Source organism: Streptomyces sp. P5F9, from assembly GCF_057961495.1.
Genome location: NZ_JBXVPZ010000230.1, coordinates 1 through 15,088, shown reverse-complemented (window position 1 = coordinate 15,088; position 15,088 = coordinate 1). Strand labels below are relative to the sequence as shown.

The 15,088-nt window shown below is 70.6% G+C and carries 19 protein-coding genes, 1 tRNA gene and 1 pseudogene; 16 read left to right on the top strand and 5 right to left on the bottom strand.

Annotated elements, in window-relative coordinates; genetic code table 11:
- From AC31A1_RS30420 to AC31A1_RS30410, 3 genes are all read right to left on the bottom strand, one after another.
- Positions 1 to 694 (bottom strand): SDR family NAD(P)-dependent oxidoreductase (locus AC31A1_RS30420; protein ID WP_489656397.1); only part of this gene is annotated, 694 nt, incomplete at its 3' end.
- On the bottom strand, positions 682 to 1,155 hold the full coding sequence (locus AC31A1_RS30415; protein ID WP_489656400.1) for a cupin domain-containing protein: 474 nt from the start codon (positions 1,153 to 1,155) through the stop codon (positions 682 to 684). The genes AC31A1_RS30415 and AC31A1_RS30420, both read right to left, overlap by 13 nt.
- Positions 1,156 to 1,173: 18 nt before the next feature.
- Positions 1,174 to 3,861 (bottom strand): GNAT family N-acetyltransferase, encoded by a 2,688-nt coding sequence (locus AC31A1_RS30410; RefSeq protein WP_489656396.1) that lies wholly within the window; start codon positions 3,859 to 3,861, stop codon positions 1,174 to 1,176.
- A gap of 89 nt (positions 3,862 to 3,950) precedes the next feature.
- Between AC31A1_RS30410 and AC31A1_RS30405 the strand changes: the two genes are divergently transcribed.
- From AC31A1_RS30405 to AC31A1_RS30385, 5 genes are all read left to right on the top strand, one after another.
- Positions 3,951 to 4,664 (top strand): siderophore-interacting protein, encoded by a 714-nt coding sequence (locus AC31A1_RS30405; protein WP_489656399.1) that lies wholly within the window; start codon positions 3,951 to 3,953, stop codon positions 4,662 to 4,664.
- Positions 4,665 to 4,799: 135 nt separating this feature from the next.
- Entirely contained in the window at positions 4,800 to 5,405 is a 606-nt protein-coding gene (locus AC31A1_RS30400; protein WP_489656395.1) for an HhH-GPD-type base excision DNA repair protein, read from the top strand.
- Between the two features lie 81 nt (positions 5,406 to 5,486).
- A complete protein-coding gene (locus AC31A1_RS30395) occupies positions 5,487 to 6,158 on the top strand; it encodes an HdeD family acid-resistance protein (RefSeq protein ID WP_489656394.1) in 672 nt (223 codons plus the stop codon).
- 78 nt (positions 6,159 to 6,236) lie between these two features.
- Positions 6,237 to 6,578 carry a hypothetical protein gene (locus tag AC31A1_RS30390; protein ID WP_489656393.1) on the top strand — a complete coding sequence of 114 codons (342 nt, stop codon included), beginning with the start codon at positions 6,237 to 6,239 and terminating at the stop codon, positions 6,576 to 6,578.
- Between the two features lie 53 nt (positions 6,579 to 6,631).
- Positions 6,632 to 6,754, top strand: coding sequence for a hypothetical protein (locus AC31A1_RS30385; protein WP_019054906.1), 123 nt, complete (start codon positions 6,632 to 6,634; stop codon positions 6,752 to 6,754).
- A 30-nt stretch (positions 6,755 to 6,784) separates the two neighbouring features.
- Here AC31A1_RS30385 and AC31A1_RS30380 read toward each other — a convergent pair whose 3' ends face one another.
- The gene (locus AC31A1_RS30380) at positions 6,785 to 8,293 is read right to left on the bottom strand and encodes a helicase HerA-like domain-containing protein (RefSeq protein WP_489656392.1); all 1,509 of its coding nucleotides are present in this window, start codon (positions 8,291 to 8,293) and stop codon (positions 6,785 to 6,787) included.
- A 105-nt stretch (positions 8,294 to 8,398) separates the two neighbouring features.
- On the opposite strand from AC31A1_RS30380, the gene AC31A1_RS30375 reads away from it, so the two are divergent.
- Positions 8,399 to 8,695 (top strand): type II toxin-antitoxin system VapB family antitoxin, encoded by a 297-nt coding sequence (locus tag AC31A1_RS30375; RefSeq protein WP_003999914.1) that lies wholly within the window; start codon positions 8,399 to 8,401, stop codon positions 8,693 to 8,695.
- Between the two features lie 122 nt (positions 8,696 to 8,817).
- The gene (locus tag AC31A1_RS30370) at positions 8,818 to 9,450 is read left to right on the top strand and encodes a LytR C-terminal domain-containing protein (protein ID WP_489656398.1); all 633 of its coding nucleotides are present in this window, start codon (positions 8,818 to 8,820) and stop codon (positions 9,448 to 9,450) included.
- Positions 9,451 to 9,566: 116 nt separating this feature from the next.
- Here AC31A1_RS30370 and upp read toward each other — a convergent pair whose 3' ends face one another.
- Positions 9,567 to 10,202, bottom strand: coding sequence for a uracil phosphoribosyltransferase (gene upp, locus AC31A1_RS30365; RefSeq protein ID WP_393764636.1), 636 nt, complete (start codon positions 10,200 to 10,202; stop codon positions 9,567 to 9,569).
- A gap of 96 nt (positions 10,203 to 10,298) precedes the next feature.
- Here upp and AC31A1_RS30360 point away from each other — a divergent pair, with 96 nt between their 5' ends.
- From AC31A1_RS30360 to AC31A1_RS30320, 9 genes and pseudogenes are all read left to right on the top strand, one after another.
- Complete coding sequence (locus AC31A1_RS30360) at positions 10,299 to 10,493, top strand: hypothetical protein (RefSeq protein ID WP_489656391.1); 195 nt, start codon at positions 10,299 to 10,301, stop codon at positions 10,491 to 10,493.
- 243 nt (positions 10,494 to 10,736) lie between these two features.
- The gene (locus tag AC31A1_RS30355) at positions 10,737 to 11,276 is read left to right on the top strand and encodes a tRNA adenosine deaminase-associated protein (RefSeq protein ID WP_405976722.1); all 540 of its coding nucleotides are present in this window, start codon (positions 10,737 to 10,739) and stop codon (positions 11,274 to 11,276) included.
- 56 nt (positions 11,277 to 11,332) lie between these two features.
- Positions 11,333 to 11,764, top strand: coding sequence for a tRNA adenosine(34) deaminase TadA (gene tadA / locus AC31A1_RS30350; RefSeq protein ID WP_489656390.1), 432 nt, complete (start codon positions 11,333 to 11,335; stop codon positions 11,762 to 11,764).
- 80 nt (positions 11,765 to 11,844) lie between these two features.
- Positions 11,845 to 11,929, top strand: a tRNA-Ser gene (locus tag AC31A1_RS30345).
- 122 nt (positions 11,930 to 12,051) lie between these two features.
- On the top strand, positions 12,052 to 12,228 hold the full coding sequence (locus tag AC31A1_RS30340) for a hypothetical protein (RefSeq protein ID WP_393764630.1): 177 nt from the start codon (positions 12,052 to 12,054) through the stop codon (positions 12,226 to 12,228).
- A 25-nt stretch (positions 12,229 to 12,253) separates the two neighbouring features.
- Positions 12,254 to 12,547 (top strand): Dabb family protein, encoded by a 294-nt coding sequence (locus AC31A1_RS30335; protein ID WP_489656389.1) that lies wholly within the window; start codon positions 12,254 to 12,256, stop codon positions 12,545 to 12,547.
- Between the two features lie 177 nt (positions 12,548 to 12,724).
- The gene (locus AC31A1_RS30330; RefSeq protein WP_405992257.1) at positions 12,725 to 13,573 is read left to right on the top strand and encodes an RNA polymerase sigma factor SigF; all 849 of its coding nucleotides are present in this window, start codon (positions 12,725 to 12,727) and stop codon (positions 13,571 to 13,573) included.
- 323 nt (positions 13,574 to 13,896) lie between these two features.
- Entirely contained in the window at positions 13,897 to 14,787 is an 891-nt protein-coding gene (locus tag AC31A1_RS30325) for an RNA polymerase sigma factor SigF (protein ID WP_318017339.1), read from the top strand.
- Between the two features lie 56 nt (positions 14,788 to 14,843).
- Positions 14,844 to 15,088 (top strand): annotated as a pseudogene (locus AC31A1_RS30320) (hypothetical protein); the annotation flags it as partial.

The window sequence follows — 15,088 nt, the reverse complement described above, 5'->3', positions numbered from 1 at the left end:
CCGGGAGGGGCTGGCGGAGGCCTGGCCGGACGGGGTGCGGCGCCGCCTCCCGCCACCGCCGCACCCCGTCCGGCCAGGCCTCCGCCAGCCCCTCCCGGTCGATCAGACCGGGCGAGACCGTGTTGACGCGGATGCCGTACGGGCCGTACTCCAGGGCAGCCGACCGCGCGTGCATGACCACGGCGGCCTTGGCCGCGGAGTAGTGCGCGTGCAGGGCGGCGGGGGCGCTCGCCTCGATGGACGCGATATGCGTCACCGTGCCACCACCACCGCCGTCCTGCTCCCGCATGACCTCTGCCGCCGCCTGCGTGCACGCGAAGACGCTGGTCAGGTTGGTGTCGACGACCGTCCGCCAGTCGGCCGCCGTCATCCCGGGCAGGGGTTGGGCCGGTTGTACGCCCGCGTTGTTGACCAGTGCCGTGAGCCGTCCGCCGGCCCATTCGGCCGCCTCGCGGACCAGCCCGCGGCAGGCGTCCTCGTCGGTCAGATCGGCTTGCAGTACGACGGCCCGGGCGCCCAACTCCCGTACGCGGGCGGCGACTTCACCGGCCGCCTGCACCGCCGTACGACAATGGAGTACGACCCCTGCCGCACCCTCCTCCGCGAACCGCAGCGCGATCCCCCGGCCGATGCCGCCGCTCGCGCCCGTGACCAGGGCGAACTGGCCCTCCAGCAGACGGCTCACGGGCGGCACAGCCCGGTGATGCGGGCAGCCTCGGAGGGGTAGCGGGCGGTCAACTCGGCCGCGTCGCCGTGCTCGTAGCCGTCGTAGGTGAAGCCGGGTGCCATCGTGCAGCCGAAGAACGTCCACGCGCCGCCCGCCACCACCCGCGCCCCCATCCAGGTGGAGCCGGGCACGGTGAACTGGAGGTGCTGGCCGTGCAGCGGGGCCGGGCCGAGGACCGCCGTGCTCGACGTACCGTCCGGGGCGAGGAGCAGGAGTTCCAGCGGGTCGCCGAGGTAGAAGTGCCAGACCTCGTCGGCGGGGAGGCGGTGGAGCGCGGAGAAGTCGTCCGCCGTGAGCAGGGCGACGATCGCGGTGCCTTCCGGGCGGCCGTCGGACCGCGCCGGGCCCGCCCACGTCCGGCGGAACAGGCCGCCCTCGCGGGGGATCGGCTCCAGGCCGTAGTGGGCGACGAGGTCTTCTGGGGTCACTCCGGTCACTTCGGCAGGCTACGGGAAGGCCACCTCGCGAGGAAGAAACGCCAGTTGAGCGTGTTTTTCGGGGAGGAACACGTCCGGGATGTCCACCTCCGGGAGGACGACCCTCGGGCCCGCCACGAACCCCTGCCGCAGGAACCGCGCGATCGCCTTCTCGTTCCGTACGTCCGGATCGACCACGACCCGGCGCCGGTCCAGACCGAGCAGGACGTAGGAGGCGAGGACACCCATCACCGCCGCCGACCAGCCGGGCCGTTCGCCGTCCGGGCCCGCGGGTGCGAGGAGGAGGTGGATGCCGATGTCTCCGGGTTCTACGGCGTAGCAGTCGCCGACGCGGTCGGCTGCGGGGTCGTAGGTCTGGAGGAGCGCGACGGGTTCGTCGTCCCTGACGACGAGGTGGGCGTGGTGGGTGTCGAGGGTGTCCATGTGGGCGTAGACCTCGGTGACTTGGGCCTGGGTGAGGCCGTTCATGCCCCAGAACGCGGCGCGTTGCTCACTGACCCAGCGGTGGATCGTCCCGGCGTCGGCCACCGGATCCAGGGGGAGGATGTGGACGGTTCCGAAGCCGTCGACGTGTTGTGAGTGGACCGGTTCGCGGGTGGGGACGTCGGGTTCGAGGCGGGTGAAGTCGGTGATCACCGGGACCAGATCTCCCTTGAGCCACAAGGGCAGTTGATCGCGTTGGTGCGGTGAACCGGCCAGCCCTGACGCCCCCGACGGCACCACCCACAGGCTGTCCTCCCGCCGGGCCAGGTCCCACACGAAGCGCGCAGCTGGACCGCGCGCGCTCAGATCGGTGAGCCCGGGTACGGCGGAGGTGCAGAGCACGCAGTCGTGGTCACCGGACAGTCCCGGACCGGGAGTCGGGGTCCCGCCGAACGCCCGCCAGGGTGCGAGGCGATGGGTGTCACCCCACACGCCGACCGGCTTCGCCGCAGCCTCCTCGACCGCCGCCCGTACGGTCTCCGGCCGGTCGATGCCGCACAACTCCCGTGCGCTCAGCAGGTGTTCGAGCGCGAAGGCGACACGCGGGAGCAGCGCGAGCCACGGCGCGAACACCTCCGGGTACGCGGGCGGTTCGGCCAGCGCGGCGAACGCGGGGTGCGCCGCGAGCCGTCGTACGACCGCGCCGCGCACGGCCGCGTAGGCGGCGGCGTCGGTACTGTCGGCGTCCATCCGGCGGTCCCAGGCGAGCAGCCGGTCGCGGAGTGCGGAGGCCTCGGGAGTGAGGCCGGTGAGTGCGGCGAGGTGGTCCAACAGGGGTGTGGCGGAGCCGAGATGGGTGTCCATGTGGATCGCGGGCATGTCGGCGGCGGACCACTTCTCGCGCCCGGCGAGCAACTCGGCGATGCGGTCGGCGCGGTGGCTGGGGGCGAACTCGACGCCGAGCAGGGTGGCGGGGCCGCGTTGGTTGGCCATGACGGCGATGCCGTCGTCGGTGAGGCGGCCGCGGGGCGGTTGGTGCCAACCGTGCCACTCATGACCGGGTTCCCAGGCGGGGACGAGCCGGGTGCGGTTGGCCTCGGCACGCAACGGGACCTTGCCGGCGACCCGGTGCAGCAGTCCGCCCTCGGTGTCGGCGGCCTGGACGACGTTGACGGGTTCGGCCCAGTCGTCGAACGCCCGGTCCACATCGGCGACTTGACGGGCACGGAGAAGGGGCAGCAGGGAGGTGAAGCCGAGGTCCTCGGTGACGCGGGGCGGGTAGCGCAGGCTGACGGCGAGGGGCGGGGTACCGGCCGGCGCGGCGACTCCCCCGTCAAGCCCTTCCGGCCCGCCGATGACGACGGGCCCGCGCTCGGTCTCGATGACCTCGACCTCGACGGGTTCCTCACCGGCCACGTCGATCGTCTCCGTGTGCCGGACCGCGCGCCGCCAAGTGCCGTCCGGGCCAAGGGCTTCCACCCCGGCACCGGTGCGGCGCAACCGTTCCCGGTACAGGTCCTGGTAGTCGGCCATGGCGTTGGTGATGGCCCACGCGACCGTGCCGGTGTGCCCGAAGTGGGCGATACCGGGGACGCCGGGCACGGTGAGGCCGACGACGTCGAACTCCGGGCAGGAGAGGTGGACTTGCTGATAGACGCCGGGGTCCTCGATGAAGCGGTGCGGATCCCCGGCGAGCACGGCCCGCCCGGTCGTGGTCCGTTCCCCGCCGACCAGCCAGCCGTTGCTGCCGGAGGTACCGGGGCCGTCGGTGGCGAACAGCCCTACGGCGTCCGGTCCCAGGTGCCGTATCGCCTCCTCGCGCCAGAGCTTGGCCGGGAACCCCGCGAAGAGGATGTGCGTGGCGAGCCAGACGCCGAGGGGGGTCCAGGGTTCCCAACGGCCGGGGGTGAGACCGGAGTTGACGAACTCGGGGGCGGTGCTTGCGGCCAACCCCTCATTGACCCCGTCGACGTACGCCCGTACCCAGCGCGCGGTCTCCGGGTCCCGCTTCTCCAGCGCGGCGAAGCACCGTCTGGCCGTGTCATCGAGGCGGACGCGGCGGGCGAAGAGATCCCAGGGCAGGGCGCGGACGCCGAGGAAGGAGGCCGATGTGCCCTGCGCGCGATGCCGTTCGACCTCGATCTGCCAGGCGCGGTCGAGGGCGGTGACGCGGCCCTGGGCGCGGGCGAGTTCGTCGGCGCCGGCGGCGCGCAGGTGGGGGATTCCCCAGGCGTCGCGGTAGATCCCGGCATCGCGGTAGATCTGGGTCGTCACCCGGTGACCCCTCTGCTTCCTGGCTGTTTTTTAGGTTAGCCTTGCCTAAGTTACTGATGGGGAAAGCGTACGCGAAGGGTGAAGAGGCGATGGTGCAGGGGCGCGGTTGGGAGGGCGCGGTTCTCCGGCTGCTGCGCGCGAAGGACTTCGAGTTCACGGTGACCCGCGCCGAGGACGTCACCCCGCGCTACCGCCGCCTCCGCCTCACCGACGGCGGCATGCTCGCGGTGACCGGCGTCCACCCGACGATGTGGGTCCGCCTCTGGTTCGACAACGCCGGCAGGCCGCACCAGCGGGCGTACACCCTGGTCGACCCCGACCCGGCGGCCGGCACGTTCGGCCTCGAATTCGCCCTGCACGAGGGGTGCGCGAGCGACTGGGCACGGGCCGCGAAGCCCGGCGACACCATCGAGGCCACGGTCCAGGGCACGGGCTTCGAGACCCCCGACCCCGTCCCCTCCCACCTCTTCGCGATCGGCGACCCGGCGTCGCTCCCCGCCATCAACTCCCTTCTCAGCACGGTCGGTTCGAAGGTCCCGGCGACGATCTGGTTCGAGGGTGATCGCGAAGGTCTGCCGTTCCGCACCGACCCGGCTCTCCACGAGGTCCGCCACCACCCCCGGGGCCAACTCGCCGACCGGGTACGCGCGGAGCTCCCCGACCTGCTGAAGGACAGCGCCGATCCGTACGTCTGGATCACCTGCGACACGGCTACGACCCGGGGGCTGTCGTCGTACGTCCGCAGGGAGTTGGGGGTGCGGCGGGAGCGGGTGCACGCGTTGGGGTACTGGCGGGCATCCTGAGCGGTCCCCACGCCGGTTCGCCGAGCGGCCGCGGTCTGCGGAACACCGGAGATGCCCGTGCTCCGGCATCCGGGCTCCAACGCCACGAGCGCCCACCGGCAGGCATCCCCCGCCCGTACGCGCCATCATCGACCCATGGACGCAACCCTTCACCTCGCCCAGGACCCCGCCGCCGACGAACTCCTCGGCCGTTCCCCGCTCGCCGCGCTGGTGGGGATGCTGCTCGATCAGCAGGTGCCGATGGAGTGGGCGTTCAAGGGGCCGCGGACGATCGCCGACCGGCTCGGGGCCGCCGATCTGGACGCGCAGGAGATCGCCGCACGGGACCCCGAGGCCTTCGCGGCACTGCTCTCCGAGAAGCCTGCCGTGCACCGCTACCCGGGTTCCATGGCCAAGCGGATCCAGCAGCTCTGCCAGTACCTCGTCGAGCACTACGACGGGGACGCGAGCGGTGTCTGGGAGGGCGTCGGCACGGGAGCCGAGCTGCTCAAGCGGCTTGAGGAGCTGCCCGGGTTCGGCAAGCAGAAGGCGCAGATCTTCCTCGCCCTGCTCGGCAAGCAGCTCGGGGTCACGCCGAAGGGGTGGAGGGAGGCCGCCGGGGCGTACGGCGAGGCGAAGTCCTACCGTTCCGTCGCCGACATCACCGGACCCGAGTCACTGGCCAAGGTCCGCGCCCACAAACAGGAGATGAAGGCCGCGGCCAAGGCGGCGAAGGCGACGAAGGCCTCCGGCGGCAGGTAACCCCACCACCGCCCGACAATCCCGTCAGCCAGGTGGCCCGCCCCGGTGGCGGCCCGTCCGCCCCCGGTCAGAACATGGACCATGACCGAGGCACCGAGCGGCCCCTCCTGGGGCCCGGAGTTCGACGACCGCCGCGCCCACGACACCCGTGTCCCGCGCGCGCCGCGGCCCCCGCATGACGAGCCGGAATTCGAAGGGCCCCTCTTCGCCCTCTCCAAAGCCGCCTGGCAGGTCGTCCTGCTCACCGGCGTCGCTTCTCTCATCCTCGGCGTGCTGGTCCTCGTATGGCCCGGCGCGTCCCTCTTCGCGGCCGGGATCCTCTTCGGCGTCTACCTGCTGATCAGCGGTGTCTTCCAGCTGGTCTCCGCCTTCGGCACGCACCGGGCGACCTCGCTGCGCGTACTGGCGTTCATCAGCGGTGCGCTGTCGATCGTGCTGGGCCTGTTCTGTTTCCGCGGGCCGATGCAGTCGATCCTGCTGCTCGCCCTGTGGATCGGCATCGGCTGGCTGATCCGGGGCATCACGCAGACCCTGGCCGCCGTCCAGGACCGGACGATGCCCGCGCGCGGCTGGCAGATCTTCCTCGGGATCGTCACCTTCATCGCCGGCATCGTGCTGATCGACTCCCCCTTCCGCTCGGTCGCCGTCCTCACCCTCGTCTGCGGCATCTGGCTGGTGGCGGTCGGCGTCGTCGAGATCGTCACCGCCGTCCGGATGAGGAGCCATGCCAAGCAGGTGCCCCAGGCCCTGTGAGGCTCGTTGGTAGGCCGTGCGGGCGGTTTACGCGCCCGTCGCGATGAACGCCGTACGGCCGCTGGGAGATGACCTTCCATGAGCACGAGGGTGCGCACCACGCGAAGCCTCCCCCGCAGCCGCGCCTGGCTGCGGGCGCTCGTGCTGCTGCTCGCCCTGCTGGTGCCCGGCACGCTTGCCGAGGTGCGCGCGACGCCGGTCGCCTCGTCCGCCGAGACGACCGTCGAGTACGACGCCCTCGACACGGCCGCCGCCCTACGGCCCGTCTCGCTCACCGTCCGCCGGCCCACCGTGCCGCTGCGGCCCGCGCCCGCCCCGGCGTTCCGGACGTCCCGAGCGCCCCGGGCGCGCTCCTTCCCCGCGCCGCCCTGGCCGCCGTACACCCTGCGCGCTCTGCGCACCGTGGTCCTGCGCTGCTGACGGACCGACCGTCCCCGAGGTCAACCCGTCACCGCGACGCTAGGAACACAGCCATGCCCATCGACCCGTACGCGGTCCTGCGCGCCCTGCTGCGCGCGGAGGCCGTCCGCAACGCGCCCAAGCCGGAAGTCCGCCGACCCGAGCCGCAGCGGCCCCCGGAGGAACGGGCGCGCTGACCTGCCGCAGGCGGTACGGCCCGGCGGGGGCTAGCGCTTCCGCCGGGCCGTGCCGAAGAGCGAGCGGGTGATCTCGCGGCCGATCTGGGTGCCGACCGATCGCGCCAGGGACTTGAACATCCCGCTGCCGACGACCTGTTGGACCATCGACTCGTCCTGCTTCGGAGCCGCCTTGGCAGCCGGCTTCGGTGCCTCCTGCGGCTGAGGGCGTGACGACAGCTTCTCGTACGCCGACTCGCGGTCCACAGCCTGTGCGTAACGGCCGTAGAGGGATGAGGCCTTGACCGCCGCGTCGAGGGTCGCCGCGTCGACCGGGCCCATCAGGGACTCGGGGGCGCGCAGGCGGGTCACCGCGACCGGGGTCGGGGCGCCGTTCTCGCTCAGGACCGTGACGACCGCTTCGCCGGTGCCGAGGCCCGTGAGGATCTCCTCCAGGTCGTAGGAGGAGTTCGGGAAGGTTTTCACCGTCGCCTTCAGGGCCTTCTGGTCGTCGGGGGTGAAGGCGCGCAGCGCGTGCTGGACGCGGTTGCCCAGCTGGGCCAGGACGTCGCCGGGTACGTCCTTCGGGGTCTGGGTCACGAAGAAGACGCCGACCCCTTTCGAGCGAATGAGGCGGACGGTCTGCGTGATGGAGTCCAGGAAGGCCTTGGACGCGTCGTTGAAGAGCAGATGCGCCTCGTCGAAGAAGAAGACGAGCTTCGGCTTGTCGGCGTCGCCGACCTCCGGGAGGTCGTGGAAGAGGTCGGCCAGCATCCACATCAGGAAGGTCGAGAAGAGCTGCGGTTTGTCCTGTACGGCGGGGAGTTCGAGGACGGAGACCATGCCGCGGCCGTCCGACGCCGTACGCAGCAGCTCGCTCGTGTCGAAGTCGGGCTCACCGAAGAAGTCGGCCATGCCCTGCGCCTCGAAGGCGGTGAGGGAGCGCAGGATCACACCGGCCGTGGCGGTGGACAGGCCGCCGATGTTCTTCAGTTCCGTCTTGCCCTCGTCCGAGGTGAGGAAGGTGACGACCGCCCGCAGGTCCTTGAGGTCGGTCAGTTCCAGCCCCTTGGTGTCGGCGTAGTGGAAGATCAGGCCGAGGGACTGCTCCTGGGTCTGGTTGAGCTGGAGGACCTTGGACAGCAGCACCGGGCCGAAACCGGTGATCGTGGCGCGGACGGGGATGCCGTGGCCGATGCCTCCGAGGGCGTAGAACTCCGCCGGGAAGCCGGTCGCCGTCCACTGCTGCTTCACCTCTGCGGCGCGCCCCGCGACCTTGTCGTTCGTGACACCGGGCGCGGAAATGCCCGACACATCGCCCTTCACATCCGCCAGGAACACCGGCACGCCCTGCGCGGAGAGCTGCTCGGCGATGAGCTGGAGGGTCTTGGTCTTGCCGGTGCCGGTGGCGCCCGCGACGAGGCCGTGGCGGTTGAGCATCGGGAGGGGGATGCGGATCTGCGCGTCGGGCAGACAGGCCCCGTCCCACAGCAGGGCCCCCAGGTCGAGTGCAGGTCCTGTGAAGGCGTACCCGGCGGCGATCGTCTCGCTGTCACTCATATCAGGCCCCTGTTCCCGTTTTGACCGTATTTGCGGCATCTTTTCCAGCGTCGCACTCCGTCTCCATGGCTGCGCCCGGAACGTCATGACCGGTAGGCTTTCCGTGTGATCTTCAAGCGCATCGGAAACGGCCGGCCGTACCCCGACCACGGCCGGGAGAGCACCCGGCAGTGGGCGGATGTCGCGCCGCGCCCGGTCCGCCTCGATCAGCTCGTGACGACCAAGGGCCAGCTCGACCTGGAAACGCTCCTCGCCGAGGACTCGACCTTCTACGGCGACCTCTTCGCGCACGTCGTGAAGTGGCAGGGCGACCTGTACCTGGAGGACGGCCTGCACCGCGCGGTCCGCGCCGCGCTGCAACAGCGCCAGGTGCTCCACGCGCGCGTGCTTGAGCTGGACTAGCGCCGGACCCGTTCGGCGTTGACCCTTTCGGGTTGGTCTCGGCGCGGTCGAATGATCATCTAGTAGGCATCGCCGCCCGGGCGCACTACGCTGCGCTCATGAGCATGCTGACTCCCCCAGGCATGGGCGGCCAGTACCGGATCACGGGGGACAAATACCCGCGTATGCGCCGTCCTCGGCGCCGCGGGAGGCTCGTCCTCATGGTGATCGCGTCCGTCGCCGTACTGGGTGTGGGCGGGTGGGGCACGTTGCAGCTCATCGACGTCTTCACCGGTGGCGGCAAGCAGGCCGCGGCGGCCGGTCCCAAGGCCGACTGCGCGACCAAGGCCAGCCCCTCGGCGAGCACGGGCACGAGCACCGGCTCCGCCGTACCGAAGCCCGCCCAGATCACCGTGAACGTCTACAACGCCACGCCCCGCAGCGGCCTCGCCAAGTCGACCGCCGACGAACTCAAGAAGCGCGGCTTCAAGATCGGTGACGTGGGCAACGCGTCCGCGCAGTGGGACAAGAAGGTCAAGGGCACCGGCGTCCTGCTCGGCCCCGCCTCCGCCCTCGACACCTCGCTGCCCGTCCTCGCCACCCAGCTCACCGGCGCCGAGCGCCGCACCGAGGCCACCCGCAAGGGCACCGCGGTCGACCTCGTCATCGGCACCGCCTTCAAGAACCTCACGGCGAAGGCGGCCGCCGACAAGGCCCTGGCCGCCCTGTCCGGACCCGAGCCGACGGCCACCGCGACACCGAAGAGCTGCTCGTAGCCGTACGGGAACGGTCGTAGAGCCGTGGGAAAGGGCATACGAAAACTCCCGTACGGCGCGTAAGAGCCGTACGGGAATCAGGTGTTGATCAGGTGTCGACCGGGGCTTACCCGGTCCTACTCGGCCGCGCCGTACAGGCGGTCGCCCGCGTCGCCGAGGCCCGGGACGATGTAACCGTGCTCGTTCAGGCGCTCGTCGACCGAGGCCGTCACGACCGTCACCGGTGTGCCCGCGAGTTCGCGCTCCATGACCTCGACGCCCTCGGGGGCGGCGAGCAGCACCACGGCGGTCACGTCGTCGGCGCCGCGCTTGATCAGCTCGCGGATCGCCGCGACCAGGGTGCCGCCGGTGGCCAGCATCGGGTCCAGGACGTACACCTGGCGGCCGGAGAGGTCCTCCGGCATGCGCGTGGCGTACGTGGAGGCCTGGAGGGTCTCCTCGTTGCGCACCATGCCCATGAAGCCCACCTCGGCGGAGGGCAGCAGCCGGACCATGCCGTCCAGCATGCCGAGGCCGGCCCGCAGGATCGGCACGACCAGCGGGCGCGGGTAGGACAGCTTGACGCCGGTGGTCGGGGAGACCGGCGTCGTGATGTCGACCTGTTCGGTGCGCACGTCGCGCGTGGCCTCGTAGGCGAGCAGGGTGACCAGCTCGTCGGCGAGACGGCGGAAGGTCGCGGAGTCGGTGCGCCGGTCGCGCAGCGTGGTGAGCTTGTGGGCGACCAGGGGGTGGTCGACGACGTGGAGACGCATGTCCACAACAGTAGCCGCCGCTCCGTACCTGCTCGCGCTGGCATCAAACCGCCCGTCCGGGGGAAAGTGGGAGGGACGGAACGGGGTGGTGAACCGATGCCTGACCGTGAGTCCCACGAGGACCCGTCACAGCACGACAGCCGGGAAACCGATGCCGAGCGCAGGCGGCGCCGGGCCCAGTTCCTGCGCGAGCTGACCGAGGCGCGCGAGCTGCGCGACCGGGTCCAGCCCCGCCGCGCCAAGGCCGCCCGGCTGCGCCACGCCATGCGTATGCGCACGTTCCGCTGGTAGTTGAGGCCTGTCTCACAGCACTTTGTAAGCCCAACCGGGTGCGTGTGCACGGCGATCGCCGCGTACGATCCCGCTGGTGGTCGATCAAAACGGGCGGACACAGGGAGCCGAAGACGTCCCCTCAACGCCTTGTTTCTGCCACGATTCCGAGTGGGTGGGGCTCGGAGCACGAGCTCTCCCCGCCCGCAGCCTCCGCCGGGGGGACCCCCAACCGGCACACCTATGACCAGTGGGAGAGTCACGGTGTACTTCGCCGCACTGCTCGCGCGCACCGAAGACGGGTGGGAAGCGAGCGACACAGAGCTCGACGATGTCGAGAGCCTGTCGGATCTGGCCGAACTGGCCCGTGAAGCCTCGCCCGAGGACGACACGGTGCTGGTGCTCATCGAGCAGGAGGACGCCTGGTTCGGCGTCGTCCGCATCGACGGCGAGGACGACCCTCGGATCTACGTCTCGGACGCAGCTGCCGCCGCACGCAGCTCGTACGGCGAGATCCTGCTCACCGACGAGCTGCTCGGACGGGATCCGGACGACGACGATGTCGTCGATCTGGACTCCCTCGACCTCGACGGCACCGAGGACGGTGACACCGAGGAGGAGGACGACGACGAGGACGGCACCTCCTCGGCCGAGGCCGTTCCGCACAGCCCCGTCGGTGACCGCCAGATCCTGGACGACCTGGGCGTCGGCGAGAAGGAGCTGCTGCTCCTCGACGCGGACGACGCGCTGAACTCCATCGCCGAGGCCCTGGGGGCCTCGGAGGTCCTGGAGACCGTCCGCTGACCACAGCACGCACAGAAGGGACTCCGGACCCGGTACGCGACCGCTGGCGGGCCGCGATGCGGCTCGCCCTGGACGAGGCCCGAGCGGCCGCCCGGGGCGGCGACGTCCCGGTCGGCGCGGTCGTGCTGTCCCCGGACGGTACGACCGTGCTCGCCACCGGGCACAACGAACGCGAGGCCACCGGCGATCCGACGGCGCACGCCGAGATCCTCGCGATCCGGCGGGCCGCCGCACACCTCGGTGAGTGGCGGCTGTCCGGCTGCACACTCGTCGTCACCCTCGAACCCTGCACGATGTGCGCGGGCGCGCTGGTGCAGTCCCGGGTGGACCGGGTCGTCTACGGCGCCCGCGACGAGAAGGCCGGCGCGGCCGGCTCACTCTTCGACGTCGTACGCGACCGGCGGCTCAACCACCGCCCCGAGGTGATCGGAGGCGTCCTCGCGGAGGACGGCGCCCGCCTGCTCACGGAGTTCTTCCGGGACCGGTAGCAGGGCCGGTGGCAACCCCCGTCCCGGGCCTCCGATTACCGATTTCAAACCACGCCCCACCTTGTTGTAAGGTCTCTCTCGGTAGCGTGTCCGAGCGGCCGAAGGAGCTCGCCTCGAAAGCGAGTGTGGCGCAAGTCACCGAGGGTTCAAATCCCTCCGCTACCGCTTCTGAAGGGCCCCGTCGAAAGACGGGGCCCTTCGTGCGTTGATCCAGAAGCGGCCGTGAAGGTTACACTCACCGCCGGCAGCAGGGGGCCCACGGGCACGAAGTCACAGGGGAGGCCGCGATGGCGGTGAACGCCAAGAAGGTCGTCGTCTACTTGCTCGTGGTCTTCGCGCTGTACGTGATCATCACGGACCCGTCCAAGGCGGCCGACTACGTCCAGATAGGCTTCGAGGGCATATCGGACGCCGCGAAGGCCATCGGCGACTTCATGACCTGGCTGGCCGACGGGGCGCAGTAGCCGACTACCCACCAGGAGCGCGCAGATGATCCGCCACCTCGTCCTCTTCAAGTTCGACGAGGGCGTCGAGCGCGACGACCCGCGCGTCGTGGCCGGCGTCGAGGCCTTCCGCCCGCTCGGCGACCTGGTCGAGGAACTGCGCTTCTGGGAGCTGGGCTGGAACATCAGCGACCGCCCCATCGCCTACGACTTCGCGATCAACTCCGCGGTCGACGACCCCGACGCCCTGAAGCGGTACATCGAGCACCCGGCGCACCAGGTCGGCGTCGCGCTGTGGCGCGAGTTCGCCACGTGGATCGTCGCCGACTACGAGTTCTGAACCCGCCCCCGAACAGCCTTCTGCGGAGCCCCCTGCCCTCACGGCAGGGGGCTTTTGTTGCTCAACACGGCATAACACGGTATTAGGCGGTGCTTGCACACAGTGCACATGTCTTGTGATGCTATGACCGCTTTTGACGGATGAGTTGACCTTTTGAAGTTGACCTATTGAAGAGGTGTGGCGTTGACCGTGTCGGCCAGTACAGCGCCGCCCCAGGACGAGGCGCCCGCCCAGACCCCCGTGGCAGCCGCTCCGCCGCGCAGCCGCGGCGCCGACACCCGGGCCCTCACCCAGGTGCTCTTCGGCCAGCTCAAGGGGCTGCAGCCGGGTACGCCGGAGCACAACCGGGTGCGCGGGGCGCTCATCGAGGCGAACCTCCCGCTCGTGCGCTACGCCGCCGCCCGCTTCCGCTCCCGCAACGAGCCGATGGAGGACGTCGTCCAGGTCGGCACGATCGGTCTGATCAACGCCATCGACCGCTTCGACCCGGACCGGGGCGTGCAGTTCCCGACGTTCGCGATGCCGACCGTCATCGGCGAGATCAAGCGGTACTTCCGTGACAACGTCCGCACGGTCCATGTCCCGCGCCGACTGCACGAGTTGTGGGTGCAGGTCAACGCGGCGACCGAGGACCTGACGACCGCCTTCGGGCGCACTCCGACCACCGGCGAGATCGCCGAGCGGCTGCGCATCGGCGAGGACGAGGTGCTGTCCTGCATCGAGGCCGGCCGTTCGTACCACGCGACCTCCCTGGAGGCCGCCCAGGAGGGCGACGGACTGCCCGGCCTGCTCGACCGGCTCGGCTACGAGGACCCGGCCCTGGACGGCGTGGAACACCGCGACCTCGTCCGCCATCTCCTGGTCCAACTCCCCGAGCGGGAACAGCGGATCCTGCTGCTGCGCTACTACAGCAACCTCACCCAGTCGCAGATCAGCGCGGAGCTCGGCGTCTCCCAGATGCACGTCTCCCGGCTCCTCGCGCGCAGCTTCCAGCGGCTGCGCTCCGCGAACCGCATCGAGGCGTAGAAGCCCCGGCGGGAGCCGCTTCGGAACCCGTAACGGCGGCCGTACCCGGACATAACCGAAAGCCCGAGCGAGCTGTCACCGGTACGAACGAATCGCTCACAGGGCCCTTTCCCGACAGTTCTGCACTGAAAAGCCGTCAGACCCCCTGTTTCCAGGGCTGATTCGTCACAGACATGTCGACATGTCACTACAGCGTGTTGCCGACATGTGACATTCTGCGGGAAGCGCGTTTGCCGTGGCTCCGGCTCCGGTATTCAGGTGAAGGCACCGCTCCCCAGACGGGGGCGATCGCCACGACCGTCCCGCGACCCAAAGGGGGTGGCATGTCCGCAGACCAGGGCAGCTCGAAGGTGCTCACGCTCACCAAGAGCGACGCTGAGCCCGCACTCGACGCCGTTACGGTCCTTGAGGCCGTACCCGCCGTACCGGCCCCGGCCCTCCCGACCACGGGAGCCATCGACACCCGCACCCTGTCCCGCTCCCTCTTCCTGCGGCTCGCCGCACTCGACGAGAACAGCCCCGAGCGCGGTTACGTCAGGGACACCCTCATCGAGCTCAACCTCCCGCTGGTGCGCTACGCCGCCGCGCGTTTCCGCTCCCGCAACGAGCCGATGGAGGACATCGTCCAGGTCGGCACGATCGGCCTGATCAAGGCGATCGACCGCTTCGACTGCGAACGCGGGGTGGAGTTCCCGACGTTCGCGATGCCGACCGTCGTGGGCGAGATCAAGCGCTTCTTCCGCGACACGTCGTGGTCGGTGCGCGTCCCGCGTCGCCTCCAGGAGCTGCGACTGGCCCTGACGAAGGCCAGCGACGAGCTCTCCCAGAAGCTGGACCGGTCGCCGACCGTCCCCGAACTCGCCGCGGTGCTGGGCGTGTCCGAGGAGGACGTCGTCGACGGCCTCGCGGTCGGCAACGCGTACACCGCCTCCTCGCTCGACTCCCCGGCCCCCGAGGACGACGGCGGCGAGGGCTCGCTGGCGGACCGTCTCGGCTACGAGGACACGGCCCTGGAGGGCGTGGAGTACCGCGAGTCGCTCAAGCCGCTGCTCGCCAAGCTCCCGCCCCGCGAGCGCCGGATCATCATGCTGCGCTTCTTCGCCAACATGACCCAGTCGCAGATCGGCGAGGAGGTCGGCATCTCCCAGATGCACGTCTCCCGGCTGCTGACCCGCACCCTCTCGACCCTCCGCGAGGGCCTGATCTCGGACTGACCCCCAACAGGGTCACGAGGGTTCCTATTTGACGGAGTGTCAGCCACCATGGCGCGATGCCTCGTTCGACATGGACAGCTGGCCGCCGAGGCGCCCTGTTGGGCGCGTCGGCGGCCGTCGCCTGCGTGACACTGACCGCGTGCGGAGACACCGGCGACGGTTACGTGGCGATCGGCCCGCCCCACCCGTCGGCCAGGGCGGCCCGCCCGACCGGAAGCGTCACCCTGGTTCCCCTCGATGCCCCGAAGTCCCCGGCGGCGAGCGGGACTTCAGGAACAGCGCCCACCCCGGCACCGCCGTC

Coding starts and splice junctions, on each gene's coding strand:
- AC31A1_RS30405 (WP_489656399.1), top strand. CDS start 3,951: ATGGTGCAGGGGCGCGGTTGGGAGGGCGCGGTTCTCCGGCTGCTGCGC.
- AC31A1_RS30400 (WP_489656395.1), top strand. CDS start 4,800: ATGGACGCAACCCTTCACCTCGCCCAGGACCCCGCCGCCGACGAACTC.
- AC31A1_RS30395 (WP_489656394.1), top strand. CDS start 5,487: ATGACCGAGGCACCGAGCGGCCCCTCCTGGGGCCCGGAGTTCGACGAC.
- AC31A1_RS30390 (WP_489656393.1), top strand. CDS start 6,237: ATGAGCACGAGGGTGCGCACCACGCGAAGCCTCCCCCGCAGCCGCGCC.
- AC31A1_RS30385 (WP_019054906.1), top strand. CDS start 6,632: ATGCCCATCGACCCGTACGCGGTCCTGCGCGCCCTGCTGCGCGCGGAG.
- AC31A1_RS30380 (WP_489656392.1), bottom strand. CDS start 8,293: ATGAGTGACAGCGAGACGATCGCCGCCGGGTACGCCTTCACAGGACCT.
- AC31A1_RS30370 (WP_489656398.1), top strand. CDS start 8,818: ATGGGCGGCCAGTACCGGATCACGGGGGACAAATACCCGCGTATGCGC.
- upp (WP_393764636.1), bottom strand. CDS start 10,202: ATGCGTCTCCACGTCGTCGACCACCCCCTGGTCGCCCACAAGCTCACC.
- AC31A1_RS30360 (WP_489656391.1), top strand. CDS start 10,299: ATGCCTGACCGTGAGTCCCACGAGGACCCGTCACAGCACGACAGCCGG.
- tadA (WP_489656390.1), top strand. CDS start 11,333: ATGCGGCTCGCCCTGGACGAGGCCCGAGCGGCCGCCCGGGGCGGCGAC.
- AC31A1_RS30340 (WP_393764630.1), top strand. CDS start 12,052: ATGGCGGTGAACGCCAAGAAGGTCGTCGTCTACTTGCTCGTGGTCTTC.
- AC31A1_RS30335 (WP_489656389.1), top strand. CDS start 12,254: ATGATCCGCCACCTCGTCCTCTTCAAGTTCGACGAGGGCGTCGAGCGC.
- AC31A1_RS30325 (WP_318017339.1), top strand. CDS start 13,897: ATGTCCGCAGACCAGGGCAGCTCGAAGGTGCTCACGCTCACCAAGAGC.